We start from the raw sequence: 25,686 nt of genomic DNA, 5'->3' as shown, positions 1-25,686 counted from the left end.
TCAGTCCAGGGTGAAGTAGTCGGGACCGGAGTAGGTGCCGGTCGTCAGCTTGGTGCGCTGCATCAGCAGGTCGTTGAGCAGGCTGGACGCGCCGAAGCGGAACCAGTCCGGGTCGAGCCAGTCCGGGCCGACGGTCTCGTTGACCATCACCAGGTACTTGATCGCGTCCTTGGTGGTCTTGATGCCACCGGCGGGCTTCACGCCCACCTGCCGCCCGGTCGCCTCGCGGAAGTCACGGACCGCTTCCAGCATCACCAGGGTCACCGGCATCGTCGCCGCGACCGGGACCTTGCCGGTGGAGGTCTTGATGAAGTCGCCGCCGGCGAGCATGGCCAGCCAGGAGGCCCGCCGGACGTTGTCGTAGGTGGCCAGCTCGCCGGTCTCCAGGATCACCTTGAGGTGGGCATCCCCGGAGGCTTCCTTGGTGGCCACGATCTCGTCGTAGACCTCCTTGTACCGCCCGGCCAGGAACGCCCCCCGGTTGATCACCATGTCGATCTCGTCGGCGCCGGCCGCGACGGCGGCCCGGGTGTCGGCCAGCTTGATCTCCAACGGCGCCTGACCCGACGGGAACGCGGTCGCCACGCTGGCCAGGTGAACGTCACTCCCGCGCAGCACCTCGGCCACGTGGGGGACCATCGCCGGGTAGACGCAGACCGCGCCGACGTGCGGGCAGGACGGGTCGGCCGGGTCCGGGCGCAGCGCCTTCGCGGCGAGCGCGCGCACCTTGCCCGGGGTGTCCGCCCCTTCCAGGGTGGTCAGGTCGACCATCCGGATCGCCAGGTCGATCGCCTGGGCCTTGGCGGTGGTCTTGATGGATCGGGTGCCGAGCTGTGCCGCCCGCTGCTCCGCGCCGACCTGGTCCACGCCGGGAAGCCCGTGCAGGAAGGTCCGCAGAGCGGTCTCGGATCGTCCCAGCTCGGAGAGCTCCGACCGGGCCGACGTCGTTGTCGCCGTCATGCCGAGAAGTCTACGCACCGGACCGCCGAGTGATCTTGCTCACGAGCGCTCGGTGACGCTCCGACGTGAGCGGCGTCCCTGGTCCGACCGCACCCGCACCGCCGCCCGCTACGGACCGGTAGGTTGAGCGATCGTGGACGTACACGTCATTGACCACCCGCTGGCCCAGTCCAGGTTGACTGCCATGCGGGACGCGCGCACCGATTCCTCGACGTTCCGGGCGGCGCTGCACGAACTGACCACCATGCTGGTGTACGAGGCGGCGCGCACCTTCCCCGTCGAGCGGTACCCGGTGCAGACGCCGGTCACCGGCACCGAGGGCACCCGGCTGGCCAACCCGCCGCTGCTGGTCCCGGTGCTGCGGGCCGGCCTGGGCATGGCGGACGCCGCGTTGAGCCTGCTGCCCGAGTCGTCGATGGGGTTCGTGGGCCTGGCCCGCGACGAGGTGACCTACGAGCCGCGCGCGTACATGGAGTCGCTGCCGCGCGACCTGGCCGGGCTGCCGGTGCTGGTGCTGGACCCGATGCTGGCCACCGGTGGTTCGCTGGAGCACTCCTGTCGGCTGCTGGCCGACCGGGGCTGCACCGACATCACAGTGCTCTGTGTGCTCGCCGCCCCGGTCGGCATCGAGCGGCTGGAACGCTCCGGCCTGCCGTTGCGCCTGGTCACGGCCTCGATCGACGAGGGGCTCAACGACCGCATGTTCATCGTCCCCGGGCTCGGCGACGCCGGTGACCGCCAGTTCGGTGGCATGCCCCGGTTCTGAGGTGACACCCCGGTCGGTGCCGGGTCCGGCGGGTCCGCGCGCACTCGTGCGCGGACCCGCTACCGTTCTCGGCCATGACTGGTGTTGCGCTCGCCGAGGAGTTGCTGCTCCTCGCCTACGACGACACGACCGGCAAGGCGACCATGCCACGGATCAGCCTGGACCTGGGCATGGCCGCCGCAGTGCTTGTCGAGTTGGCCCTGGCCGGCCGGATCGCGTACGCCGACGGATCCCTGGCGGTGATCGACCCGACGCCGACCGGCGAACCGTTCAGTGACGACGTCCTCAGCCGGATCGCCGCCGACACTCCGCACACCCCGGCGTCCTGGGTGCAGCGCCTGCGGCACGGCCTGCGCGACCGGATCCTCGCCGACCTGTGCCGGCAGGGCGTCGTCCAGGACGTCGACGAGACCGAGTTGGGCTTCATCCACGTGCACCGTTACCCGGTCATGGACTCCTCCGTCGAGGCGGAGACCCGGCAGCGGCTGACCGAGGCGCTGACCGGCGCGGCGGCCCCGGACGAGCGGACCGCCGCGCTGGCCACCCTGGTCGTGGTGCTCCGGATGGAGTCCGCGCTCGGTGTGAGCGGTGAGGCCGCCGCCGACGCCCGCCGCCGGTTGACGGAGATCGCCACCGGCGCGGGGTTCTCCGGCGAGGTGAGCACCGACGACTCGGTGGTCCGTCCGTCGGTCGGCCTGGTCGTCGCCGCCCTCGCCACGGCCGTCGACCAGGCCCTCGGCCCGCGCCGCTGACCGCTCAGATGCCAAGGGCGGCGCTGACCTCGGCGCGGAGCGCCGCGACGGCCGACGCCGCCCTGCTGCGGGCCGTCTGGACGTCGCCGTCCACGACCGGTTCCACCACCTCGAGGTACGCCTTGAGCTTCGGCTCGGTCCCGGAGGGCCGGATCACCACCCGGGCCACAGCGGTCCGCAGGATCACCACGTCCGACTCGGGCAGCAGGTCCCGGACGCTGTCCACCGGCTGTCCGAGCAGGGTGGCCGGGGTGGCCGCCCGGATCCGGGCCATCGCGTCGGCGATGACCCGAAGGTCGTCCACCCGGGCGGAGAGCTGGTCGGTGTGGTGCACGCCGAACTCGGCGGCCAGCTCGTCCAGCCGGTCGGTCAGCGTACGACCCTGCGTCTTCAGGCCGGCCGCCAGCTCGGCCACGGTCAGCGCGGCGGTGATGCCGTCCTTGTCCCGGACGTGTTCCGGGGCGACGCAGTAGCCGAGCGCCTCCTCGTAGCCGAAGACCAGCGGAGCGCTCCCGCCGCCGGCCCGCACGATCCACTTGAAGCCGGTCAGCGTCTCGTCGTAGGGCAGGCCCCGGGCCGCGCACATCGCCCGCAGCAGTGACGACGACACGATGGTGGTGGCGTAGAGCCCGGTCACCCCGCGGCGCATCAGGTGGTCGGCGAGCAGGACACCCACCTCGTCGCCGCGCAGCATCCGCCAGCCGTATCTGTCTTCGCTCGCGACTGCGGGGCTCGCAAGCTCACTCCTCGCAGGCCGCACGCCGTCCCGGACGACCACGGCGCAACGGTCGGCGTCCGGGTCGTTGGCGATGGCGAGGTCCGCCCCGGTGGAGTCGGCCAGGGCGATCAGCCGGTCCACCGCACCCGGCTCCTCCGGGTTGGGGAACGACACGGTGGGGAACGCGGGGTCCGGCTCGGCCTGGTCGGGCACCACACCCGGGGTCGGGAAACCGGCGCTGGCGAAGGCGGCGGTGAGCACCGCCGCGCCCACCCCGTGCAGCGGGGTGTACGCCACGGTCAGGTCCCGGGGCCCCTCCGGGTCGATCACGGCGGTGGCCCGTTCCACGTACGAGGCGACCAGGTCGTCACCGAGCACCTGCCCGGGTGGGCCCAGCGGCACCTGGGTCAGCGGCCCGACCGATCGGATGGCCGCCTCGATACCGGCGTCGGCGGGTGGCACGATCTGCGCGCCGGCGCCCAACTCGCCACCCAGCTCCGCGCCGAGGTAGACCTTGTAGCCGTTGTCCTGCGGCGGGTTGTGGCTGGCCGTGACCATCACTCCGGCGACGCCGCCGAGGTGCCGCACGGCGTACGCCAGCACCGGGGTGGGCAGCGGGCTGGGCAGCAGCAGCGCCGGGCGGCCAGCTCCGGTGGCCACCTGGGCGGTGCGCTGGGCGAACTGCCGGGAGCCGTGCCGGGCGTCGTACCCGATCACCAGCGGGCCGGTGCCACCCTGGGCCGCGAGCCAGGTGACCAGGCCGGCAGCGGCCTGGGTGACCACGGCGAGGTTCATGCCGTTCGGGCCGGCGCGCAGCGGGCCGCGCAGGCCCGCCGTGCCGAAGGTCAGCGGGCCGGCGAACCGGTCGGCCAGCTCCGGGGCGCTCGCCGGCAGCCCGTCGAGCACCGCCGCCAGCTCGTCCCGGCTGACCGGGTCGGGGTCGTCGGCCAGCCAGCGCCGGGCTTGCTCGCGAATGTCGTCGATGTCAGTGGTGTCCGCCGCCATGCCCCTTGATAGCACGGCGACGGATCACCCCTGTGGGTTCCCTCCGGCTCAGCCGTTTCCGGTGAGCTGGAACGTCCGCGCCATCTCCTCGAAGATCGGCTTGCTCTCCGCGAACTTGGCGTCCGTGGCGGTGAGGTAGAACGAGTACGCCTTGCCGCCCTGCGCCACGCCCCGCCAGACGCCGTGCCGCATGGCGTCGCCCTCGCCGCAGGTGTACTCGAATTCGGCGGCCGGCTTGCTGGCCAGCTCGGTCTCGGTAGCGCTGACCTGGGCATAAGGCTTGACGCAGGAGGTGCTCCGGGTCTTGAGGCCGTTCTCGGCCGTCTCCGCCCACCGGGTGGAGCTGCTGGTCCACTTCTCGGTGATGATGCGGACCTTGCGGCCGCTGTCCGCCGGGTCGACGTAGTCGGTGTACGAGCCGCCGGTGGACTTCTTCCAGCCCTTCGGCACCATGACCTGGATGCCGCGGGCCGCGTGCTCCTGCATCTCGACAGTGGGGGCCGCCGGGGCGGACGTGGTGGGCTGCGCCGCCGGGGTGCTCGGCGGGGGCTCGTCGCCCCCGGACAGCGCCACAGCGGTGATCAGCAGCACGACGACCAACCCGCCGGCCGCGGCGAGCTGCACCTTGCGCGGCCAGCCCTTGACCGTGCTGACGAGCTGACCCCCGGTGGCCCGGACCTTGTCCAGGGGGCTGCCGCCCGACGAAGCGGCGGGAGCGGTGGCCCAGGGCTGGCCGGTGCCCGGGACCGACCACTGGTTACCGCCGCCGTAGGTGCCGCCGACACGCTGGGTGGCCTCCGGTGCTGCGCCGCCGTACCCGACCTGCTGGGTGGCGTCGGCCGGGCTGCCGTAGCTGACCCGCTGGGTGGCGTCGGGGTGCCCGCCGGCGTCGACCCGCTGGGTGGCGTCCGCGTTGCCGCCGTAGGTGCGCCCGGCCGCGGGTCGGCCGGGAGTCGGCATCGCGCCGGTCGGTGTGTGCAGCGGGCCGGCCAACGCGTCGGCGCTGGTCTCGTCGAGCCCACCGGCGGTGCCGGCCGCGCGGGCTGTCTGGGGACGCTCGCCCCGGCGCAGCGAGGCCAGCCGGTCGGTCAGGGACTCACCCGGGGCCAGCATCGCCTTGCCACCGATCTGGCTGTCCGGCTTCGGCTCCGGCTGGGCCGGCGGGAGGACGGGGATGGGCCGCTGCTGCACCGGCACCACGGCGTACGGGTCGGTGACCGAGTGCACAGCCGTCGCCGTGCTGCCCAGCGGGCCGGCGAGCAGCTCGCGCAGCATCGCCCGGGAGGTGTGCACGTCGAGTCGGCGTGCCGGGTCCTTCTCCAGCAGACCCATCAGCACGCGGGTCAGCGGACCGCTGCGTTGCGGCGGGGCGGGCGGGTCCTCCACCACGGCGTGCATGGTCTCGATCGGGTCGCCCTTGTCGAACGGGGGCCGCCCCTCGACAGCGGTGTAGAGCGTCACACCCAGCGAGAAGAGGTCGCTGGGCGGGCCGAACTCCTGGCCCATGGCCCGCTCGGGCGAGATGAAGTGCGGAGAGCCGAGCACCATGCCGGGGGTGGTGAGCTGCACGTCGGTGGGCATCCGGGCCACCCCGAAGTCGGTCAGCACGCAGCGCCCGTCGGTGCAGATCAGCACGTTGGCCGGTTTGACGTCGCGGTGCAGCACGCCGATCGCGTGCGCGACCTCCAACGCGCCGAGCAGCGCGATGCCGATCTTGGCGACGGCGCGGGGCGCGACCGGGCCGTCCTCGATCACCATGTCGGCGAGGCTGCGGGCGTCCAGCAGCTCCATCACGATCCACGGCCGGCCTGCCTCGGTGACCACGTCGTACACCTGCACCACGGCGGGGTGCTGGATGGCGGCGGCGGCGCGGGCCTCGCGCAGGGTGCGTTCGTACATCGCGTCGCGGTCGCTGGGGGCCAGCCCCGGGGGCAGGACGACCTCCTTCACCGCCACGTCACGGCGCAGCAGCGTGTCTGTGGCGCGCCACACCGTGCCCATGCCGCCGTTGCCCACCGAGGACCGCAGCGAGTACCGGCCACCAATTGTGGTGCCGGGCGCCGCTCGTCCGTTGGCGGGACTAACTGGTCCGCCGCTCCACGTCGGGATCTGAGTCACAGAAAAGCCACCGGGGGAAATCGAGGGGGGCTGGGACACAACCCCCCTATCTTGCTGGTTCCGACGCCCGATGCGAAAGCCGACGCGACGGACGTTTGTCGAAGTCGACAGAACGTGCCCTGTCGTTCACCTGGTGTCGACCGGTCGGGACGCACTGTGCGGTATCCCTCACCCGACGCCGTGGCCAGGCGTCCTACCATCCGGGGATGAACCAACGGCGGTCAAGTGAGTCCGGTTTCCCGATCAACGGCGTCTACACGGAGGCCGACCTTCCGGAGGACCTGGACTCCCGGCTCGGCAGCCCCGGCGAGTTTCCGTACACCCGGGGTGTCTACCCCACCATGTACACCTCCCGCCCGTGGACCATGCGCCAGTACGCCGGCTTCGGCACCGCCACCGAGTCCAACGCGCGGTACCACCAGCTGTTGCGGGCCGGCACGATGGGCCTCTCGGTCGCGTTCGACCTGCCGACCCAGATGGGCTACGACTCGGACGAGCCGATCGCGCACGGCGAGGTCGGCAAGGTGGGCGTCGCGATCGACTCCATCGAGGACATGCGGCTGCTCTTCGCCGACATCCCACTGGACAAGGTGTCCACCTCGATGACCATCAACGCGCCCGGCTCGGTGCTGCTGCTGCTCTACCAACTCGTCGCCGAGGAGAACGGGGTGCCGGGTACGGCGCTCAACGGCACCATCCAGAACGACATCCTCAAGGAGTACATCGCCCGGGGGACGTACATCTTCCCGCCCAAGCCGTCGCTGCGCCTGGTGGCCGACACGTTCGCGTACTGCCGCAGCGAGGTGCCGAAGTGGAACACCATCTCCATTTCCGGCTACCACATGGCGGAGGCCGGCGCGACTCCCGCGCAGGAGATCGCGTTCACCCTGGCCAACGGCGTGGAGTACGTACGGGCGGCGCTGGCCGCCGGGCTCGCCGTCGACGACTTCGCGCCCCGGCTGTCGTTCTTCTTCGTGGCCCGCACCACGCTGCTGGAGGAGGTGGCGAAGTTCCGTGCGGCCCGGCGGATCTGGGCCCGGCTGATGCGTGACGACTTCGGCGCCAAGGACCCGAAGTCGATGATGCTGCGGTTCCACACCCAGACCGCGGGCGTGCAGCTCACCGCCCAGCAGCCGGAGGTGAACCTGGTCCGGGTGGCGGTGCAGGGGTTGGCGGCCGTGCTCGGCGGCACCCAGTCGCTGCACACCAACAGCTTCGACGAGGCGATCGCGCTGCCCACCGAGAAGGCGGCCCGGCTCGCGCTGCGTACCCAGCAGGTGCTGGCCTACGAGACGGACCTGACCGGCACCGTCGACCCGTTCGCCGGCTCGTACGTGGTGGAGGCGATGACCGCCGAGATCGAGGCCGCCGCCGTCGAGTTGATGGAGCGGGTGGCCGACCACGGCTCGGCGGTGGACGCGATCGAGGCCGGGTTCCAGAAGCGGGAGATCGAGCAGTCCGCGTACCGGATCGCCCAGGAGATCGACTCGGGGGAGCGGGTGGTGGTGGGGCTCAACCGCTTCACCGTGGACGAGGAGGAGCCGTACGAGCCGCTGCGGGTGGACCCGACGATCGAGGCGGCGCAGGCCGACCGGCTGGCCCGGCTGCGCTCGGAGCGGGACGCCGAGGCGGTGACGCGAGCGCTCGCCGAGCTTCGGGCCGCTGCGGAGGGCACCGACAACGTGCTGTACCCGATGAAGGAGGCGCTGCGGGCCCGGGCGACCGTCGGTGAGGTCTGCGGGACGCTGCGCGAGGTGTGGGGGTTGTACCGGCCCACCGACCGCTTCTGAGCGCTAGGCCGCGACTGCGGCTCCCGGGACGCGGCCGTCACTGCGGCTCCCGGGACGCGGTGTGTCCAGCGGGCTCAGCGGGTATCCGGTCGGTTGAGCCGGGACGCACACCGTGTGCGCCCACGGTGGGTGGGTGCATGTGAGCGTCCTTATCCGGCTCGTTGCGGAGTGTGGTCGGCTAATTGTCGGAGTGTCAGTTCACTACACCGACTAATGCGACAATTTGGCAACGGGACCCCGGCTGGCGCCGGGATTCGTGACCGCCGCGATCGGTTACGCGTTGTAGGAGGTGAGGGGCTGATGACGGCATTCGACCGTGATCTACCTGCTGTCCCCCGCCTTGACGAGCGTCCTCAGCAGGGCATACGTGACTCTGCGCGGTCCGATCATTACCGTAACGAGGTTGCGCAGCGTCACCGTCGGAGGTCTAGGCTGTCTGCTGTCCCCGATGATCCATCCATTCCTAGTGATCGAGAATTCGACGTGACGAGTGCGTTGACGCTGCCCACAGGTGGCCAGCTGGCGTCGTCCTGGCCGGAGACGCCACCCGGATCCCAGCCGCTGCCCCGCGAGCTGGACCACCTCCTCGCGCTCCGGGTACCGGGGCTGATCGCTACGCGCCGTCACCTCCACTCGCACCCTGAGCTCTCCGGCAACGAATTCGAGACGGCCGCGCTGATCGCCCGGGAGCTGTCGCTGGCCGGGTTGAACCCACGCCTGCTGCCCAAGGGCAACGGCGTGATCTGCGACGTCAACGGCAGGCCGGACGGCCCGGTCGTGGCGCTGCGCGCCGACATCGACGCCCTGCCGCTGGACGACCCCAAGGACGTCCCGTACCGGTCGACCGTGGAGGGCGTCTGCCACGCCTGCGGGCACGACGTGCACACCTCGATCCTGCTCGGCGTCGGCATGCTGCTGGCCCAACTCGCCGACCTCGGCGAGCTGGACGGCCGGGTCCGGCTCATCTTCCAGCCCGCCGAGGAGATCCTGCCCTGCGGTTCGCTGGAGGTCATCGAGGCCGGTGGCCTGGACGACGTGGTGCAGATCTTCGCGCTGCACTGCGACCCGAACCTGCCGGTGGGCCAGGTCGGCCTGCGGGTCGGGCCGATCACCGCGGCGGCCGACAACGTGACCGTCCGACTCTCCGGCCCGGGCGGGCACACCGCCCGCCCGCACCTGACCGTCGACCTGGTCGACGCGCTCGGTCGGCTGATCACCGAGGTGCCCGCCCTGGTCAGCCGCCGGGTGCCGGCCAACAGCGGCCTGCTGCTGGTCTTCGGCCACGCCTCGGCCGGCACCCGCTACAACGTCATCCCGTCCGAGGCGAGCGCCTCCGGCACCCTCCGAGTGATGGACCGCGACACCTGGGAGCAGGCTCCCAAGATCGTCGCTCAGGTGGTGCGGGACGTGATCGCGCCGACCGGTGCCACCGTCGACCTGGAATACCTGCGCGGCCGGCCGCCGGTGTGCAACGACTCCCGTGCCATCCAGGTGCTGACCGCCGCCACCGCCGCCGCACTCGGCCCGGACGGGATCGCCGAGACACCGCAGAGCATGGGCGGCGAGGACTTCTCCTGGTACCTGGAGTACGTCCCCGGGGCCCTCGCCCGGCTCGGCGTGGGTCGTTCCGGGCCCAACGTCGACCTGCACCGCGCGAGCTTCGACGTGGACGAGCGGGCCATCCCGGTAGGCGTCCGCGTCATGGTGCAGACCGCGTTGCGGGCACTGGCGGCGGCGCACTGACCGGCGCGACCAGCGCCGGAGGCTTACGCCGTCGGCGCAGCACCACCACCAGCGCCGCCAGCGGTACGCCGAGCGCCACCAGGAACGGCAGCAACGCGCCCAGCACCGTGAGCAGGACGGTCATCGAGACGACGAACGCCTTCCAGCCGCCCTTGAGCCCGGCCAGGAAGCCGGTTTCGTCCTCGGTGGTCTTCGCCGCTGGTCCGGCCAGCGACACGGTGATCGTGGAGAGGGCGGTCAGGTCGGCCAGGCGTCGCTTCTTGGCCTCCAGTGCGGCCAGGTCCGCCTCCCGGCGACCCAACTCGTTCTCCAGCGACACCAGGTCGGTGATCGAGGTGGCTCGGGCCAGCAACCGGCGGGCGCTCTCCACCCGTGCACGCTGACTGGTGATCCGGGCATCCAGGTCGACGGTCTCCTCGGTGACGTCCTGAGTGTCGATCTCCCGGCTCTGCTGCCGACCCAGCTTCGCGATCTCCTCCACCACGTCGGTGAACTTCGCCGCCGGCACCCGCAGCTCCAGCTCCGCCACCGCGTCGTCGTCGGCGGCACTGCGCCGCACGTCGCCACCGACGAAGCCACCAGCCCGGGTGGCCACGGCGGCGGCGTCGCGAGCGGCGGAGTCCACTTCGTTCACCTGCACCCGCATCGTTCCGGTGTAGATGATCGCCCGCTGGTCGACCCGCAGGTCCGGCGCGCCGGCGCCGGCCCCCTCCGGTGCGCCCGCGGCGGCGTCCCGATTCGCGTCGCCGCCCTTGGCCGCCGGCGCCTCGGCCGCCGAGCCGGCGCTGTCCTGCGCACCGCTGTCGCCGGCGCCGCATCCCGACAGCGCCAGTGCCGCCGCCAGTGCCGTCGTCGCCAGCAGCGCACCGCGGCGTCGTCCCACCTGTCCGTCCATCCCCGCTCCCATCGTCGTCAACCGGTGTGGCGATAGCTCGGACGCGACGCACACACCGGCTGGTTCCGGCAGACTGCGCTGAGGACGTCACGATTCGATAATCGAGGAGTCACGATGCGGCTCACCAAGTACGCCCACTCCTGCCTTCGGGTGGAACACGACGGGGGAGTGCTCGTCGTCGACCCCGGGGTGTTCAGCGACGCCACGGCGGCGCTGGACGGTGCGGACGCGGTGCTGATCACCCACGAACACCCCGACCACCTCGACCTGGCAGCGGTACGCCGTCGGCTCGACCGGCAGCCGATCCCGATCCACGGCCCCGCCTCGCTCGCCGGGGCCCTGGGCGACGCCGCCGAGGTGCTGCGCCCGGTCAACGCCGGTGAGTCGTTCACCGCCGCCGGGGTGGCCGTACGCGCGTACGGGGGGCGGCACGCCGTGATCCACCCCGACATCCCGGTGATCGACAACCTCGGTTACCTGATCAACGACGTCGTCTACCACCCGGGCGACTCCCTGGTGGTGCCCGACGAGACCCCCGTCGACACGCTCTTCGCGCCGATCCACGCCCCCTGGTCGAAGTTCTCCGAAGTGGTCGACTTCATCCGCGCGGTCGCACCGCGGCGCGCGTACGCCCTGCACGACGCATTGCTCAACGACAACGGGCTGGGTGTGCTCGACCGGCAGTACACAGCGTTGTCCGGCACCGAATACCAGCGGCTGGAGCCCGGTAGCCGGGTGGACGTCTGACCCGATGCCCGGCCTTTCCGCGGAGCTGGTGCAGCAGCTCTACCGCACCCCACCGGACCGGTTCGTGGCCGCCCGGGACGCCGCCGTGGCCGAGGCCCGCCGGGCCGGCGACCCGACCGCCGCCCGTGAACTGGCCCGGCTGCGTCGTCCGACGGTGGCCGCCTGGTTGGTGAACCTGCTCGCCATCCGACGTCCGGAGCTGGTCGCCGATCTGGTGCAGCTCGCCGACGCCCTGCGAGTCGCTCAGCGGGAGTTGCGCGGGCCCCGACTGCGGGAGCTGTCCGCGCAGCGCCGGGCGGTGGTCGGCGCCCTGGTCGCCGAAGTTCGCAAGCTCGCCGCGGCCGAGCCGGACGCGCCACCGGCGAGCCGGCTGCCCCTGGCCGAGGTGGAGGCGACGCTGAACGCGGCGTTCTCCGACGTCGAGGTCGCCGAGCAGGTGCGGGCGGGCCGCCTGCTGCGGGCGGCCAGTTACGCCGGCTTCGGTGAGGTGCCCCGGCCACAACTGCGGCTGGTCACCGGCGATGACGAGGAGCGCGAGGAGGAACGTCCGGCCCGCCGGCCCGGCCCTCAGCGAGGCCGCCCCGAGGCGGCGCCCCGCACGGACCGGGCGGCCGAGCGCGCCGAGCAGGCCGAACGGGCCGCGCACCGGGCGGCCCGAGCCGAGCGGGCCCGGCAGCGCCGCGCCCTGGACCGGGAGTTGGCGAAGGCCCAGGCCGACCAGGAGCGGGCCGAGGCCGAGCTGACCGAGGCGACCGGGCAGGAGCGCGACGGTTCGGCCGTACTCGATGGCCTTGAGGCTGAGCTGGCCGAGTTGGAGCGGCGGCGCGCGGTCGCCGAGCAGGATCTCAGCCGGGCCAAGCTGGCCCGGCGGGCCGCCGAGCGGGCGGTCACCGTGGCTCGGCGGCGCGCCGGTGAGGTCGAGGCGGCGGTCGAGGCACTGGCGGCCGAAGAGGGGGATGCGGACGCGGGCGGTGGCGCGGCAGACTGACCATCGATGGACGACGACGAGTGCGTGGGTCGTACACGGCGGGTGGCCCCGGGCCGGGCCGTGGTCGTGGCCGGCGGGTCGGGTTGCCCGAGGGGAACACTCCGGTGACTCCGGAGCAGGTCGCGGCCGCCAGCAAGCCCGTCGTGCTCGACCTGGGCGACGCCTTCAGCCGGGACGCGACCACGTTGCGTCGGGCCCGACTTCTCGGCATCTCCGGTTGGGCCTTCTACATCAGTGGCCGGGCCGGCGCGCTCGGCGATGTGCGGGCCGAGACGGCCGCCGCCGCCCTCGGGTTCGTCGCCCCGGACGCGGTCGCCGACGGTTGGGACGCCGCCGCCCGGGTCGTCCCGCCGTTCGAGGTGGCCGCCGCGAGTCTCGCCGAATGCTGCCGGTGGGGGGCGCAGCAGCTCGGCTCCCTGCCCGGCACCGAACGCCTGTCGGCGCTCGTCGAGCGGGCCGTGGTCGCGGCGGAGGCCAGCGGGATGCCGCTCTTCGCCGCGTGGCGGGCCATGCCGCTTCCGGATCTCTCGCCCGGTGCCCGCAGCGCCGCCGGGCTGCGGCTGCTCCGGGAACACTTCACCGGCGCCTACCTGCTGGCGGTACGCGCCGCCGGGATGACCCCGCTGGAGGCCGTGCTCGCCGGACCGGAGGGCGAGGCCGGGGCGGTGGCCTGCGGTTGGCCGCCGCCGTACCCGCCGATCGGGCCCCTGGTGCGCCGCCGACTCTGGGCGGAGGCGGTGACCAACCGGCTGGCCGCGCCGGCGTTCACGGCCCTCGGTCCCGCCGACGGCGCGGAGTTGGTGGAGTTGCTGCATCGCACCCGGGTCGACCTCGCTTAGGGCCTGCGCCTCCCGCCGGCCAGAAAATGGGCGGCGCCTGAGCAGATCGGCTGCCAGGATGTCCTGCCGTGACCCTTCCCGCTGGTTGGACAACGCGCCGGCCCACCCTCGACGACGTGCCGGCGATCCTCGCGGTGGTGCACGCCGCCGACACCTTCGCCCTCGGCCATCCCGACTTCGACGCCGAGGATGTCGTGGCGTCGCTGACCGCCCCCTACTTCGACCCGACCCAGGACTCCTGGGTGGCGATCGACCCGGACGACACACTTGTCGGCTGGGCGACGGTGGACAACCCGACCGCTGTGGGCCGGGAGTTCGTGGAGGTCTACGTCGATCCGGTACGGGCCGCCGCCGTCCGCGCGCCGTTGCTGGTCCGCCAACTGGACCGGGTCGCCGAGCGCGCCGCCGAGCGGGGGCTGCCGTCGCTCACAGTGCGTTGCGCGGTCCTCGCCCCCGAACGTGACTGGGAACAGGCCCTGCGCCGGCTCGGGTTCGCCCTCGTCAAGCGGTACGTCCGGATGAGCCGGCCGTTGGACGACCTGCCCGACGAGCCGGCCGGTCCATCGGCCGTGACGGTGCGACAGGTCCGCCCGGACGACGAAACCGACCTGGTGGAGTTCCACCGGATCTACGAGGCTGCCTTCGGCGACACCCCGGACCACGAGCCGCTGTCGTACGAGCGGTGGCGGGCCCGGATCGGCGACCTGACCGCCTGGGACGAGTGGTTCGTCGCCGAGGTGGACGGGGTGCCGGTCGGCGCGTTGCAGTCCTCGGATCAGGCGCTCGACCAGCAGTCGGGCTGGGTGAAGAGTTTGTCGGTGCGGTCCGCGTACCGTCGCCGGGGTGTGGGTGCGGCGTTGCTGCGCCGCGCCTTCGCCCGCTACGCCGAGAAGGGGCGGCGAGCGGCCGGCCTGGGCGTCGACCTCACCAACCCGACCGCCCCGCTGTCGCTCTACCGGTCGGTGGGCCTGCGGGAAACCCAGTGGACCGACATGTACGAACTCTCCGTTCCGGCGGCCGGTGTGTGATTGACGACCCCGGTCCGGCCCGACCGGCGCTCCGACCGACAGCGGTAGCAGACTGGAGGCGTGCGATACGCCCTGTTACGCCGACGCGGTGCCGGTGGGGCGGGCCCGCAGCTCGGTGACGTAGTCGTCCGGGGCGCCCGCCTTCTCGGCGGCGTTCGCGATCTCCGACAGGTACCACGAGGTCGGCAGGCCGCCCTCGTACCCGTTGAAGACGTAGATCCACGCGGTCACGTCGCCGTCGAGGGTGGAGACCCGCACGTGCAGCTTGCGGTACGTGCCGGCGGTCACCCCCTCGATCTCGTCGAGCTGGCCCGCGTCGTACGGGTGGATGTCGTAGATCGCCACGAAGACCCGGTCACCGGGGGACTCGACAAGGGTGCTCACCGCACCCTCCCAGCCGATCACGTCCGCCCCGGCGAAGGTCAGCCGCCAGCCCTCCAGCCAGCCGGTGCCCACCATCGGCGAATGCGGACAGTAGGCACGCATCCGGGCAGGGTCGAGATTTGAGCCGTAGGCGGCGTGATGACGCACGGCGATGACGATAGCCCGGCAGACGGGTGGGGGAGAATACGACAGTGCGTGTCGAATGCGCTCGGGAGAAGAAAGTCACTGTGACCATGGACGAAGGGCGAACGCTGTGAGCCGGATCGTGATCATCGGTGGGGGGCCGGCCGGGTACGAGGCGGCACTGGTCGCCGCCCAGCTGGACGCCGATGTCACAGTGGTGGAGGCCGACGGTGCCGGTGGCGCCTGCGTACTCTCCGACTGCGTACCGTCGAAGACCTTCATCGCCAGCTCGCAGGTGGTCACCGGCTACCGCGACACCGAGGAGTTCGGGGTGCACTCGGACGGCCTGGAGGCGGTCACCGTCGACGCCCGGGCGGTGCACCAGCGGGTCAAGCGGCTGGCCCTGGCACAGTCCGCGGACATCCACGCCAAGCTGCTGAAGGCGGGGGTCACCTTCGTGGCCGGCACCGCCCGGCTCGGCGAGGACTCGCTCGGGCACACCCACCGGGTCGTCGTCACCCCCAATGACGGTGGCGAGGAGTACTCGATCGACGCGTCCACCGTGCTGGTGGCCACCGGCTCGACACCCCGCCAGCTGCCCACCGCCGTACCGGACGGTGAACGCATCCTGACCTGGCGACAGGTGTACGACCTGCCGGAACTGCCCGAGCACCTGATCGTGGTCGGGTCCGGCGTGACCGGCGCGGAGTTCGCCAGCGCGTACCTGGCGATGGGGGTCGAGGTGACACTGGTTTCCAGCCGGGACCGGGTGATGCCGCACGAGGACGCCGACGCCGCGTCCGCCATCGAGCGGGTGTTCCGCAACCGGGGCATGGAGATCCTGAACAACTCCCGGGCCGACGCGGTCCGGCGCACCGCCGACGGCGTCGAGGTGGAGCTGTCCGACGGGCGCAAGGTGACCGGCTCACACGCGCTGATCACCGTCGGTTCGATCCCGAACACCGCCAACCTGGGCCTGACCGAGTACGGGGTGGAGCTGGGTCGGGGCGGCTACCTGACTGTCGACCGGGCCTCCCGGACCAACGTGCCCGGCATCTACGCCGCCGGCGACTGCACGGGCGTGCTGCTGCTGGCCAGCGTCGCCGCCATGCAGGGCCGGATCGCCATGTGGCACGCGCTCGGCGAGGCGGTCCGCCCGCTGCGGCTGCGTACCGTCGCGGCGAACGTCTTCACCGATCCGGAGCTGGCCACCGTGGGTGTCTCGCAGGACGAGGTGGACGCGGGCAAGACCCCGGCCCGGCAGGTCATGTTGCCGCTGTCCGGCAACGCCCGCGCCAAGATGGACGACCTCTCCGACGGTTTCGTGAAGCTGTTCTGCCGGCCCGCCAGCGGTCAGGTGATCGGCGGTGTGGTGGTCGCTCCGAAGGCCAGCGAGCTGATCCTGCCCATCACCATGGCGGTGGAGAACAACCTCACAGTCAACGAGCTGGCGCAGACCATCACCATCTACCCGAGTCTCTCCGGCTCCATCACCGAGGCGGCCCGCCAGCTCATGCTGCACGCGCTGGAGTGACCTGCCGGGCGTAGATCAGCGCCACGGTGGCCAGGACGGCTACCTCGGTGAGGATGAGCAGGCGTTCGGCCAGGCCGAGGAGCATCCGGTCGCCGGGGTAGGCGGACCAGATCATCGCCGCCGCCAGGGCCAGGCTCAGCAGGACCAGAGCGCGTAGTGTCCCGGCGGCGCGCGTCAGGTCGGGTCGGCGGGCGAGCAACCAACCGGCCGCCGGCAACGCCAGGAAGGCGACCACCGACGCGTACCGGTGCAGGTAGGCGGCGGTGGTCATGGCGGTGCCCGGCTCGTTCGTCGGCACCACGGCGGCCAGCAGCAGCCCACCCACCCATGCGCCGAGCAGCAGCTCGGCCGTTCGACCGGAGCGTGGTCGGGGTGGGCCGGTGCGGCGCAGTCCGTACAGCAGCGCCACTGTGGCGAGCGCGAGCACCACCATGGCGACGTCGATGACACCGCCCCGGTCGGAGACCGCGAAGTCGCTGATGGTCAACGCCCACGGGTTGAGGTCGTCGTTGACTTCGAGGTGGCCGATCACGGTGAGCAGCGCCGCCAGGGCGATCCCGCCCAGGGCCAGCAGGCCGGTACTCCGGGTAACAGGCATGCCTCAGCCTGTCGCCGCGGACACCCCAGCCGAATCCGGGACGACCACGGAAATCGTCCCCCGGGACCACCCCTAGATGCCTTCCGGCAGTTGGCCGTCATGTGCTTTCGCGCATCCGTGAACTTCCGATGGTCGAGAAGACCTTCGCCAGGTCAGGCGACGTTCAGCTGGATGTTCCCGATGCGGGCGACGACGTCGAGATGACCGCCCAGGCCGGTGACGTAGGCGCGGAGTGATTCCAGGCTGGTGTGTTCACCATTCTCGATCTGGCTGATCCTCGCCTGCGTCAGCCCCGCCGCCTCGGCCAGTTGGACCTGAGTCATACCCAGGTGCTTGCGGATCTCTGCCAGCTGCGCACCACTGACCGCTGCCAGCATCTGCTCACGGTGCTGAGCGCGCCGGGAGACCCGGTCTGGATCTGCCCAGGATGGATCGAGTGCGCGGGCCTTCGCCTTGACGTCCTGCCAGTCAGCTCCATCGGTCATCTCTATGTTTCCCTCAGCCTGGAGAGGTGCTCCTGAAAACCGGTCGTCCGCCAACGGGACCGCCGTCTTGTACCAAGTCTGCCACTGGCCCGACTTGTCGCCAGCGACCAGAAAAACAGCTTCTCGAACGGGATCAAAAGCGAAGATCATGCGGATCTCCGTGGAGCCAGTCGACCCAGGCCGCAACTCCTTCATGTGGTGGAAGATGCTGCCCTTGAGGCGGTCAACCAGGGGACGCCCGAGCGCCGGCCCGTGTTCGGCGAGGAGGTCGATGGCCTCGCTGATGAGGTCGGCGCTGGCGGGTTCCGTCTTGCAGAGATTGAGGAACCACTCCTCGACCTCAGGATGAAGTTTGACGTCCCACATGCTGTCAATATAAGTGAAGCTTATACCCGCAGATCCAACGACACTCAGTCGATGGGGACGTCGACTGCGACTGCGGCGGCGGCGCGGGCGTGGCGGGCGCTGACCACTGTCATAGCCCATCCGGCCGCGGCGAAGCCGGCTGCCGCGGCGGTGGCGATGATGGCCAGCCGCCAGGCCGACTCGGTCAGCGCGGTGCCGCCCAGGTGCCCGACCAGGGCGCCGTAGGTGGCCCAACCCAGCGCGGCGACGGCCTCGTAGAGCACGAACAGTCGGTACGGGTAGCGGCTGCGCCCGGCCGAGAAGCAGGCCGCCATCCGGCCGCCCGGCACGAACCGGCAGAGCAGGATGACAAGTGGCCCGGGTTGTCGCAGCCCCTGGGTGACCCGGCTGGCCACCCGGCGGGCCCGGCTCAGCTCGGCGTGCCGGGGTGGCCGCCGGTCCGGCGCTCTCCGCCCGAGCAAATAGCAGGCCAGGTCGCCGGCGAACACACCGAGCGCGCCGACGGCGATGGTGACCGGCAGGCTGAGCCCGCCGTAGACGGTGAGCGCACCGCTGGTGATCATGACGATCTGGGTGGGGATCACCGGCACGAAGGCGTCCGCGATCAGCAGAGCGAGCAGCACCAGGTACGCCCACGTCGGCGACGCGACGTCAGTCAGAAGTTCGGGCACGCCTGCCACCTCGCCGGATGCGGCCGATTGGGTGTCTTGAGCCTGACGCCGTGTCCGGCGTCACGGTGGACGGCCCCGGCCCGTCGTGACCGTCGACACGACTGGGCCACCCAGCTACAACGAGGCCGATCGCTGCCGGGTGACGGGTTCGGAGGCTGTTGCACCCGTCCGAGGAGGGCGGCGGAACGGCGTTCATCGGCGTACCGTTGGCGGCGCGGCCACGCCCGTCGGGTCCCCCGTTCCTGACGATTCGGCCGCCAGGGCCGCCGGCGGGTCCCGCGCCGGCGGCCCACCCCTCAGCCGTAAATCCGGGTGCGTCCCCGATCGTCGGGCGGGTACGGTCGCCGTATGCGCAGCGCGGTAGTGATGACCACGACGCCGGGTGTCCCCGGCGCGCCGCTCTGACGTAACCACCGTCGACCAGGCCCCGGGGCGATCCGCCCCCGAGGGCAGCGCGCCGTTCGGAGCTCAGGTCGCCTCCGGGTCGTACCCGATCCAGGAGCCCGACATGATCGACCACCGTAGGCTCGGCCGCGAGCTGGACCTCTTCGTCTCCGATCCGCTGGCCGGCGCCGGCCTGCCGATCTGGCTGCCGGCCGGCGCCGCCGCCCGGCACGCCGTCGAGGAGTACGTCCGGGAGTTGGAGCGCCGCTCCGGCCACCAGCACGTCTACTCGCCGCCGCTGGGTAAGCGGGAACTCTTCGAACTCTCCGGTCATCTCGGCTACTTCGCCGACGACATGTTCCCGCCGATGCGGCTGAGCGCCGACGACGAGTTCGTGCTCCGGCCGGCGCTCTGCCCGCATCACGCGTTGGTCTTCCGGGCGCGGGGTCGTTCCTACCGGGAGCTGCCGTTGCGAATCGCGGAGCTGGGCGGGATGTACCGATCGGAGCGCTCCGGCGTGCTCGGCGGGCTGTCCCGGGTCCGCGCCATCTCGCTCAACGACGCGCACACCTTCTGCGCCCCCGAGCAGGTCGGCGCCGAGGTCGTCGAGATCCTCGGGCTGATCCGTGCCGCGCACGCCGCGCTCGGCGTCCGGCCGGCCGGGTTCCGGCTGTCGCTGCGCGGGCCGGGCGAGAAGTACGTCGGCGACGACGCGCAGTGGGCCCGCGCCGAGGAACTGCTCCGGGAGGCGCTGACCGGGGTGGAGTACGTCGAGGCGCCGGGGGAGGCAGCCTTCTACGGCCCGAAGATCGATATTCAGATTCTCGACGCCGCCGGCCGGGAGTCGACCATTTCCACCATCCAGGTGGACTTCGACAAGCCGGAACGGTTCGACCTGTCGTACACCGACTCGGACGGCAGCCGACGTCGCCCGGTCATGCTGCACCGCAGCCTGGTCGGCAGCATGGAGCGGCTGTTCGCGTACCTCATCGAGGTGCACGAGGGGGCGTTCCCGGCCTGGTACGCGCCAGTCCAGTTGGTGCTGCTGCCGGTCGACGACGGTCAGGTCCACGCGGCCGCCGACCTGGCCCGACGGGCGGTTGACGCCGGCCTGCGGGCCGAGGTCGACGTCTCCGGCTCGCTGGGCGCCCGGGTCCGGGACGCGGCCCGCCGCCGCGTCCCGTACCTCGGGGTGTTGGGTGCTCGGGAGGCGGCCGACGGTCGCCTCGCGCTGCGCCTGCGCGGCGGCCGCGCCCTGGCGCCGATGCCCGCCGACGCCGCGCTCGCCCTGATCGGCGGGCAGGTCGCCGCCCGCGCGACCGACCTGCTGCCGCCCGACTGACACGCCCACCGATCGTCTCGCGCGCACGGCCGCCCGACCTCAGACCGACGCCGGTTGGGCGGCCGGCTCCTCGTCGACCACCGCACCGGTGAACTGCGAGCGGTAGAGCCGGTGGTACGCGCCCTGGGCGGCGAGCAACTGCTCGTGGGTTCCCTGCTCGACGATCCGACCGTTCTCCATCATGAGGATCAGGTCGGCGTCGCGGATCGTGGAGAGCCGGTGCGCGATGACGAAGCTGGTCCGGTCCGAGCGCAGCGCGGCCATCGCCCGTTGCAGCAGCACCTCGGTGCGGGTGTCCACCGAACTGGTGGCCTCGTCGAGGATCAGCAGCGACGGCTCGGCGAGGAACGCCCGCGCGATGGTGATGAGCTGCTTCTCGCCGGCGCTGACGTTGCTGCCCTCCTCGTCGATGACCGTGTCGTAGCCGTCAGGCAGGCTGCGCACGAACCGGTCCACGAAGGTGGCCCGGGCCGCGGTGAGGATCTCCTCCTCGGTCGCGTCCGGCCGCCCGTAGGCGATGTTGTCCCGGATGGTGCCGCCGAACAGCCAGGTGTCCTGGAGCACCATGCCGATCCGCCCGCGCAGGTCGTCCCGGCGCATCGTGGTGATGTCCACCCCGTCGAGCGTGATCCGGCCGGCGTCCAACTCGTAGAACCGCATCACCAGGTTGACCAAGGTGGTCTTGCCGGCACCGGTCGGGCCGACGATCGCCACCGTGTGCCCCGGCTCGGCGACCAGCGACAGGTCGTCGATCAGCGGCTTGTCCGGCTCGTAGCGGAACGAGACGTGGTCGAACTCGACCCGACCGTGCGGGTCGGTGACCCGGGCCGGCGCGACCGGGTCGGGGGTCTGCTCGTCCGCGTCGAGCACCGCGAAGACCCGCTCGGCCGAGGCCACCCCGGACTGGAGCAGGTTGGCCATCGAGGCGAGTTGGGTGAGCGGCTGGGTGAACTGCCGGGAGTACTGGATGAACGCCTGCACGTCGCCGAGGCTCATCGTGCCGGAGGCGACCCGCAACCCGCCGACCACGGCGATCGCCACGTAGCTCAGGTTTCCGATGAACATCATCGACGGCATGATGATCCCGGAGATGAACTGCGCCCCGAAGCTGGCTCGGAACAGCTCCTCGTTCTTCGCGTGGAACGCGGCCTCGACCTCACGCTGCCGGCCGAAGACCTTCACCAGCTCATGACCTGTGTACGCCTCCTCGATCTGGCCGTTCAACTCGCCGGTGTGCCTCCACTGTGCGATGAACTGCTTCTGCGAGCGCTTGGCGATGCGCTGGGTGACCAGCACCGACAGCGGCACCGCGACCAGGGCCACCAGCGCCAGCACCGGCGAGATCCAGAACATCACGGCCAGCACGCCGACGACTGTCAGCAGCGAGGTGAGCAGCTGGCTGAGGGTCTGCTGGAGGCTTGTGGAGATGTTGTCGATGTCGTTGGTGACCCGGCTGAGCAACTCACCGCGCGGCTGCCTGTCGAAGTAGGGCAGCGGTAGCCGGTTGAGTTTCTCCTCCACCTCGGCGCGCAGCCGCAGCACGGTGCGCTGGACCACCCCGTTGAGCAGCCAGCCCTGCCACCAGGACAGCAGGCTCGCGGCCAGGTAGAGCCCGAGCGCCAGCAGCAGCACCCGACTCAGGGCGCTGAAGTCGATGCCCACCCCGGGCACCACGTCCATTCGGGCCAGCATGTCGGCGAAGCTGTCGTTGCCGCTGGCCCGGGCCGCCGCGACGGCCTGCTCGGCGGTGGTGCCGGCGGGCAGTTGCCGGCCGATCACCCCGCTGAAGATGAGGTCGGTGGCGTGGCCGAGGATCTTCGGCCCGGCCACGCTGAACCCGACGCTCACCAGGGCCAACGTGATGATCGCGGCCAGGTGCAGGCGGTGCGAGCGCAGCCGGCCGAGCAACCGTCGGGCCGACGGCCCGAAGTTCATCGACTTCTCGGCGGGCATCCCGGCGCTCATCCATCCCGGGCCACCGCCCTGCCGACCGGGCGGCAGTCGCTTCGGCGTCGCTTCGCCGCCAGGCTGTTGCGGGTCGCCTCCCGGCGTCCGTTCGTCGCCGGCCGGCTTCTGACTGGGTACGGCCACGGTGCGCGGCTCGTCACGCTCGCTCATGCCGGCACCTCCGTCGTCTGCTGCGAGGCCACGATCTCGGCGTACGTCGGGCAGGTGTCCAACAACTCGGCATGTCGTCCCACTCCGACGACCCCTCCGTCCTCAAGAACGATGATCTGGTCGGCGTCGATGATCGTGGAGACCCGCTGGGCCACGATCACGACCGCCGACTGCGCGGTGACCGGCCGCAGTGCCGCTCGCAGACGCGCGTCGGTGCCCAGGTCGAGCGCGGAGAACGAGTCGTCGAAGAGGTAGATCTCCGGCTGCCGGACCAGGGCTCGGGCGATGGCCAGGCGCTGCCGTTGCCCACCGGAGACGGTGGTGCCGCCCTGGGCGATCGGGGCGTCCAGCCCGCCGGGCATCTGGGCCACGAAGTCCCGGGCCTGGGCGATCTCCAACGCCGTCCACAGCTCCTCGTCGGTGGCGTCCGGGTTGCCGTAGCGCAGGTTGCTGGCGACCGTCCCCGTGAACAGGTACGGCCGTTGCGGCACCAGGCCGATGCGCCGCCACAGCTCGTCCGGCGCCAACTCCCGCACGTCCACCCCGTCGACCAGCACCGCGCCGTCGGTGACGTCGACCAGGCGGGGAATCAACGACAGCAGGGTGGTCTTACCGGCGCCGGTGCTGCCGATGATCGCCGTGGTGGTGCCCGGGGTCGCCCGGAAGGAGATGTCGCGCAGCACCGGGTCCACCGCGCCCGGGTACTGGAAGCGCACCCCGCGCAGCTCCAACTCGGCCCGGGTGGGCAGCTCGGTTACCGGCTCGGCGGCGGGGACCACCGAGGAGTCGGTGTCCAGCACCTCGACGATCCGCTCGGCGCAGACCGCCGCCCGCGGCACCATCATCAGCATGAAGGTGGCCATCATGACCGCCATCAGGATCTGCATCAGGTACTGCAGGAACGCGGTGAGCGCGCCGATCTGGATCGCGCCGGCGTCCACCCGCTGCGCGCCGAACCAGAGCACCGCCACGCTTGAGACGTTCAGCACCAGCATGACCACCGGGAAGATCAACGCCAACAACCGCCCGGTACGCAGCGCGGTGGCGGTCAGGTCGGCGTTGGCGACGCCGAAACGGTCCGTCTCGTACGGCTCGCGGACGAACGCGCGAACGACCCGGATGCCGGTGATCTGCTCCCGCAGCACCCGGTTGACCGTGTCGATCCGGGTCTGCATCAGCCGGAAGCCCGGCACCATACGACGGATGATCGCGCCGAGCGCGATGGCCAGCACCGGCACGCTGACCAGCATCAGCCAGGAGAGCCCGACGTCCTCGCGCAGCGCCATGAACACGCCACCGACGCTCATGATCGGTGCGGCGACCAGCATCGTGCAGCTCATCAGCACGAGCATCTGCACCTGTTGCACGTCGTTGGTGTTGCGGGTGATCAGCGACGGCGCCCCGAACCGGGCCACCTCGCGGGCGGAGAAGCGGTTCACGTGGCCGAACAGTTCGGCGCGCACGTCGCGGCCGAAGCCCATCGCGACCCGGGCGCCCAGGTAGACGGCGGCGATCGAACAGACGATCTGGATCAGGCTGACCAGCAGCATCCAGCCGCCGGTGCGGACGATGTAGTCGGTGTCGCCCCTGGCCACGCCCTGGTCGATGATGTCCGCGTTGAGGCTGGGCAGGTAGAGCGAGGCCATGGTGCCCACGAACTGGAGCAGCACGACCGCCAGCAACGGTCTCTGATAGGTGCGCAGTTGGCCGCGCAGGAGTCGGATCAGCACGCCGGGTCCTTCGTTTCGGTAGGGCGTCCGGTCATCCGCGGGTCGTCTCCGCTGCCGATGACCTCAAGCAGGAACTCCCGGATCACCTGGGCCTTCACCGGGTCGGCGTCGACCGAGGTGATGGGGCGCCCGGAGTGGATCATGGCGTTGAGTGCCGCCACCCGCTCCCGACCGGCGGGGGTGATGGCGAGTCGGATGCTGCGCCGGTCGCTGTCGTCGCGCTGCCGCTCGACCAGACCGTCGCGCTCGAGCGTGTCGACGATGCCGGTCAGGGTCGCCGGGCGGACGAACCCCTTCTCGGCGACCGCCCGGTGCGGCAGCTCGCCGTGTCGGGCGAGCGTCATCAGGGTCACCATGCCGGCATGGGTGAGGCCGTGCTCCTCGGCGAGATAGCGGTTCCACCGCTGTTCGACGAGGTGCCCGGCCACCAACAACAGCCGGCCGAGTGGCACGTCCTGGAGGGTCACGAGTTCCACGACGTGCACATTAGCTCCCTGATAGTCAGGGGCCAAACGAAATTGCCGCAGCAGTGGCGACGAACACGATCTGGAGGAGCGTCCGCTGTGCCAGCGGGGTCACCGGACGTCCGCCGAGGGTCAGCCTCCGGCGGGCGGCCGAGACGTTGGCCGGGAACATGGCGAGCATGAGCAGGCCGAGCCCGGCCGCAGCCACCCGGCTGGTCGCCGGCACCAGCAGGCCGACCGCGCCGATCACTTCCAGCGCGCCGGTGACGGTGACCAGCAGGTCCGGCCGGGGCAGTCGGGGCGGAACCATCGCGATCAGGTCTGCGCGGCGCTGGCCGGCGAAGTGCGCGACGGCGGTCAGCGCAAACATCACGGCCAGTCCGACGCGCAGCGCGCCAATCCAGTCGTCCAGTGCGGAGATGCCGGCCAGGCCGGCCAGTCGGGCCAGCGCGGTGCCGACGATCAAGGCGATCAGGGGTGCCATCGGAATCCTCCTCTGTGAAACTTTCCAGTGACAAGATTGCCCGCCAGGGGAGGATCTTGTCAATGGCAAGTTAGGATTCCCGGATGACCGACACGCGCGCCTACCACCACGGCGACCTGCGCCGCGCCCTGCTCGCCGCGGCGCTGGAGGCCATCGAGGAGGTCGGACCCGCCGCGCTGAGCCTGCGCGACCTGGCCCGTCGGGCAGGTGTCTCGCACGCCGCGCCCGCACACCACTTCGGCGACAAGGCGGGCCTGCTCACCGCACTCGCCGCACAGGGCTTCGACCTGCTGGCCCAGACGTTGACCGAGGCGGCTGACGACCTGTTGGAGGCCGGTGTCGCCTACGTCGACTTCGCCGTCACGCGCCGCGCGTACTTCGAGGTGATGTTCCGACCGGAACTCCACCGGGCCGACGACGCCGAGCTGATCGCCGCCCGGGGCCGGGCCGGTGCCGCGCTCCGCTCCGGGGTGGCGGCACTACCCACCGGCGGCGCACCCGCCGACACCGACCGGGACGCGCTCGCGGCCTGGTCGATCGCGCACGGCTTCGCCACCCTCTGGCTGGCCGGCGCCCTACCCGACCGAGTGGGCGACAACCCCCGCGAAGCAGCCCGCACCGTCCTGCGCCGCCTATCAACCTAAACCCCCACCC

Annotated in this window: 23 protein-coding genes; 11 read left to right on the top strand and 12 right to left on the bottom strand. The window is 71.5% G+C overall.

Features of this window, described 5'->3' with window-relative positions; translation table 11 throughout:
- The gene (gene deoC / locus KBX71_RS15760; protein ID WP_124822627.1) at positions 1 to 960 is read right to left on the bottom strand and encodes a deoxyribose-phosphate aldolase; all 960 of its coding nucleotides are present in this window, start codon (positions 958 to 960) and stop codon (positions 1 to 3) included.
- A gap of 133 nt (positions 961 to 1,093) precedes the next feature.
- On the opposite strand from deoC, the gene upp reads away from it, so the two are divergent.
- Positions 1,094 to 1,726 (top strand): uracil phosphoribosyltransferase, encoded by a 633-nt coding sequence (upp, locus tag KBX71_RS15755; protein ID WP_124822626.1) that lies wholly within the window; start codon positions 1,094 to 1,096, stop codon positions 1,724 to 1,726.
- Between the two features lie 74 nt (positions 1,727 to 1,800).
- Positions 1,801 to 2,478, top strand: a complete 678-nt coding sequence (locus tag KBX71_RS15750; protein ID WP_210818809.1) for a GPP34 family phosphoprotein — start codon at positions 1,801 to 1,803, stop codon at positions 2,476 to 2,478.
- A 4-nt stretch (positions 2,479 to 2,482) separates the two neighbouring features.
- Here the strand turns inward: KBX71_RS15750 and KBX71_RS15745 are convergent, their stop codons facing one another.
- Together KBX71_RS15745 and KBX71_RS15740 are read right to left on the bottom strand one after the other, a co-directional pair.
- Positions 2,483 to 4,201: a phospho-sugar mutase gene (locus KBX71_RS15745; RefSeq protein ID WP_210818808.1), complete on the bottom strand. Its 1,719-nt coding sequence runs from the start codon at positions 4,199 to 4,201 to the stop codon at positions 2,483 to 2,485.
- 48 nt (positions 4,202 to 4,249) lie between these two features.
- The gene (locus tag KBX71_RS15740; RefSeq protein ID WP_210818807.1) at positions 4,250 to 6,319 is read right to left on the bottom strand and encodes a serine/threonine-protein kinase; all 2,070 of its coding nucleotides are present in this window, start codon (positions 6,317 to 6,319) and stop codon (positions 4,250 to 4,252) included.
- Positions 6,320 to 6,525: 206 nt separating this feature from the next.
- On the opposite strand from KBX71_RS15740, the gene KBX71_RS15735 reads away from it, so the two are divergent.
- A complete protein-coding gene (locus KBX71_RS15735; RefSeq protein WP_210818806.1) occupies positions 6,526 to 8,109 on the top strand; it encodes a methylmalonyl-CoA mutase in 1,584 nt (527 codons plus the stop codon).
- A gap of 483 nt (positions 8,110 to 8,592) precedes the next feature.
- Positions 8,593 to 9,852 (top strand): amidohydrolase, encoded by a 1,260-nt coding sequence (locus tag KBX71_RS15730; RefSeq protein ID WP_124822621.1) that lies wholly within the window; start codon positions 8,593 to 8,595, stop codon positions 9,850 to 9,852.
- On the opposite strand, the gene KBX71_RS15725 is transcribed toward KBX71_RS15730, so the two are convergent.
- Positions 9,809 to 10,768 (bottom strand): DUF4349 domain-containing protein, encoded by a 960-nt coding sequence (locus KBX71_RS15725; RefSeq protein ID WP_210818805.1) that lies wholly within the window; start codon positions 10,766 to 10,768, stop codon positions 9,809 to 9,811. The two genes, KBX71_RS15730 and KBX71_RS15725, sit on opposite strands and share 44 nt — an antisense overlap.
- 93 nt (positions 10,769 to 10,861) lie before the next feature.
- On the opposite strand from KBX71_RS15725, the gene KBX71_RS15720 reads away from it, so the two are divergent.
- The 4 genes from KBX71_RS15720 (at position 10,862) to KBX71_RS15705 (ending at position 14,349) form a co-directional block, all read left to right on the top strand.
- A complete protein-coding gene (locus KBX71_RS15720) occupies positions 10,862 to 11,494 on the top strand; it encodes an MBL fold metallo-hydrolase (protein ID WP_210818804.1) in 633 nt (210 codons plus the stop codon).
- Positions 11,495 to 11,498: 4 nt separating this feature from the next.
- Positions 11,499 to 12,482: a hypothetical protein gene (locus KBX71_RS15715; RefSeq protein WP_210818803.1), complete on the top strand. Its 984-nt coding sequence runs from the start codon at positions 11,499 to 11,501 to the stop codon at positions 12,480 to 12,482.
- A 104-nt stretch (positions 12,483 to 12,586) separates the two neighbouring features.
- Positions 12,587 to 13,321 (top strand): hypothetical protein, encoded by a 735-nt coding sequence (locus tag KBX71_RS15710; RefSeq protein ID WP_210818801.1) that lies wholly within the window; start codon positions 12,587 to 12,589, stop codon positions 13,319 to 13,321.
- Between the two features lie 68 nt (positions 13,322 to 13,389).
- Positions 13,390 to 14,349: a GNAT family N-acetyltransferase gene (locus KBX71_RS15705; protein WP_210818799.1), complete on the top strand. Its 960-nt coding sequence runs from the start codon at positions 13,390 to 13,392 to the stop codon at positions 14,347 to 14,349.
- 75 nt (positions 14,350 to 14,424) lie between these two features.
- Here KBX71_RS15705 and KBX71_RS15700 read toward each other — a convergent pair whose 3' ends face one another.
- The gene (locus KBX71_RS15700; RefSeq protein ID WP_124823080.1) at positions 14,425 to 14,880 is read right to left on the bottom strand and encodes a gamma-glutamylcyclotransferase; all 456 of its coding nucleotides are present in this window, start codon (positions 14,878 to 14,880) and stop codon (positions 14,425 to 14,427) included.
- Positions 14,881 to 14,986: 106 nt separating this feature from the next.
- Here KBX71_RS15700 and KBX71_RS15695 point away from each other — a divergent pair, with 106 nt between their 5' ends.
- A complete protein-coding gene (locus KBX71_RS15695; protein WP_124823081.1) occupies positions 14,987 to 16,390 on the top strand; it encodes an NAD(P)H-quinone dehydrogenase in 1,404 nt (467 codons plus the stop codon).
- On the opposite strand, the gene KBX71_RS15690 is transcribed toward KBX71_RS15695, so the two are convergent.
- The 3 genes from KBX71_RS15690 to KBX71_RS15675 all read right to left on the bottom strand — a co-directional run bounded on the left by KBX71_RS15690 (position 16,368) and on the right by KBX71_RS15675 (position 18,510).
- The gene (locus KBX71_RS15690) at positions 16,368 to 16,988 is read right to left on the bottom strand and encodes a DUF998 domain-containing protein (RefSeq protein WP_210818791.1); all 621 of its coding nucleotides are present in this window, start codon (positions 16,986 to 16,988) and stop codon (positions 16,368 to 16,370) included. The two genes, KBX71_RS15695 and KBX71_RS15690, sit on opposite strands and share 23 nt — an antisense overlap.
- 152 nt (positions 16,989 to 17,140) lie before the next feature.
- Positions 17,141 to 17,839 (bottom strand): type II toxin-antitoxin system RelE/ParE family toxin, encoded by a 699-nt coding sequence (locus tag KBX71_RS33735; RefSeq protein WP_247683548.1) that lies wholly within the window; start codon positions 17,837 to 17,839, stop codon positions 17,141 to 17,143.
- 44 nt (positions 17,840 to 17,883) lie between these two features.
- Entirely contained in the window at positions 17,884 to 18,510 is a 627-nt protein-coding gene (locus KBX71_RS15675) for a DedA family protein (protein WP_210818789.1), read from the bottom strand.
- A 508-nt stretch (positions 18,511 to 19,018) separates the two neighbouring features.
- On the opposite strand from KBX71_RS15675, the gene thrS reads away from it, so the two are divergent.
- Positions 19,019 to 20,236: a threonine--tRNA ligase gene (thrS, locus tag KBX71_RS15670; protein ID WP_210818787.1), complete on the top strand. Its 1,218-nt coding sequence runs from the start codon at positions 19,019 to 19,021 to the stop codon at positions 20,234 to 20,236.
- Positions 20,237 to 20,275: 39 nt separating this feature from the next.
- Here thrS and KBX71_RS15665 read toward each other — a convergent pair whose 3' ends face one another.
- From KBX71_RS15665 to KBX71_RS15650, 4 genes are read right to left on the bottom strand one after another with little or no spacing between them, the layout of a single operon-like run.
- Positions 20,276 to 22,354, bottom strand: coding sequence for an ABC transporter ATP-binding protein (locus KBX71_RS15665; RefSeq protein ID WP_374102604.1), 2,079 nt, complete (start codon positions 22,352 to 22,354; stop codon positions 20,276 to 20,278).
- Complete coding sequence (locus KBX71_RS15660) at positions 22,351 to 24,084, bottom strand: ABC transporter ATP-binding protein (RefSeq protein WP_210818785.1); 1,734 nt, start codon at positions 24,082 to 24,084, stop codon at positions 22,351 to 22,353. Before KBX71_RS15660 ends, KBX71_RS15665 begins: the two co-directional genes overlap by 4 nt.
- Positions 24,078 to 24,560: a MarR family winged helix-turn-helix transcriptional regulator gene (locus KBX71_RS15655; RefSeq protein WP_124823088.1), complete on the bottom strand. Its 483-nt coding sequence runs from the start codon at positions 24,558 to 24,560 to the stop codon at positions 24,078 to 24,080. Before KBX71_RS15655 ends, KBX71_RS15660 begins: the two co-directional genes overlap by 7 nt.
- A 25-nt stretch (positions 24,561 to 24,585) precedes the next feature.
- Positions 24,586 to 25,032 (bottom strand): DoxX family protein, encoded by a 447-nt coding sequence (locus KBX71_RS15650; RefSeq protein WP_210818783.1) that lies wholly within the window; start codon positions 25,030 to 25,032, stop codon positions 24,586 to 24,588.
- Positions 25,033 to 25,115: 83 nt separating this feature from the next.
- Between KBX71_RS15650 and KBX71_RS15645 the strand changes: the two genes are divergently transcribed.
- On the top strand, positions 25,116 to 25,676 hold the full coding sequence (locus tag KBX71_RS15645) for a TetR/AcrR family transcriptional regulator (RefSeq protein ID WP_210818781.1): 561 nt from the start codon (positions 25,116 to 25,118) through the stop codon (positions 25,674 to 25,676).
- The last annotated feature ends 10 nt before the right edge of the window (positions 25,677 to 25,686 follow it).

Source organism: Micromonospora sp. D93 (assembly GCF_018070365.1).
Taxonomy (GTDB): domain Bacteria; phylum Actinomycetota; class Actinomycetes; order Mycobacteriales; family Micromonosporaceae; genus Micromonospora; species Micromonospora ureilytica.
This window is presented reverse-complemented; position numbering and strand designations above follow the sequence as displayed.

Coding starts and splice junctions, on each gene's coding strand:
- deoC (WP_124822627.1), bottom strand. CDS start 960: ATGACGGCGACAACGACGTCGGCCCGGTCGGAGCTCTCCGAGCTGGGA.
- KBX71_RS15750 (WP_210818809.1), top strand. CDS start 1,801: ATGACTGGTGTTGCGCTCGCCGAGGAGTTGCTGCTCCTCGCCTACGAC.
- KBX71_RS15745 (WP_210818808.1), bottom strand. CDS start 4,201: ATGGCGGCGGACACCACTGACATCGACGACATTCGCGAGCAAGCCCGG.
- KBX71_RS15735 (WP_210818806.1), top strand. CDS start 6,526: ATGAACCAACGGCGGTCAAGTGAGTCCGGTTTCCCGATCAACGGCGTC.
- KBX71_RS15720 (WP_210818804.1), top strand. CDS start 10,862: ATGCGGCTCACCAAGTACGCCCACTCCTGCCTTCGGGTGGAACACGAC.
- KBX71_RS15715 (WP_210818803.1), top strand. CDS start 11,499: ATGCCCGGCCTTTCCGCGGAGCTGGTGCAGCAGCTCTACCGCACCCCA.
- KBX71_RS15690 (WP_210818791.1), bottom strand. CDS start 16,988: ATGCCTGTTACCCGGAGTACCGGCCTGCTGGCCCTGGGCGGGATCGCC.
- KBX71_RS33735 (WP_247683548.1), bottom strand. CDS start 17,839: ATGTGGGACGTCAAACTTCATCCTGAGGTCGAGGAGTGGTTCCTCAAT.
- thrS (WP_210818787.1), top strand. CDS start 19,019: ATGATCGACCACCGTAGGCTCGGCCGCGAGCTGGACCTCTTCGTCTCC.
- KBX71_RS15665 (WP_374102604.1), bottom strand. CDS start 22,354: ATGAGCGAGCGTGACGAGCCGCGCACCGTGGCCGTACCCAGTCAGAAG.
- KBX71_RS15650 (WP_210818783.1), bottom strand. CDS start 25,032: ATGGCACCCCTGATCGCCTTGATCGTCGGCACCGCGCTGGCCCGACTG.
- KBX71_RS15645 (WP_210818781.1), top strand. CDS start 25,116: ATGACCGACACGCGCGCCTACCACCACGGCGACCTGCGCCGCGCCCTG.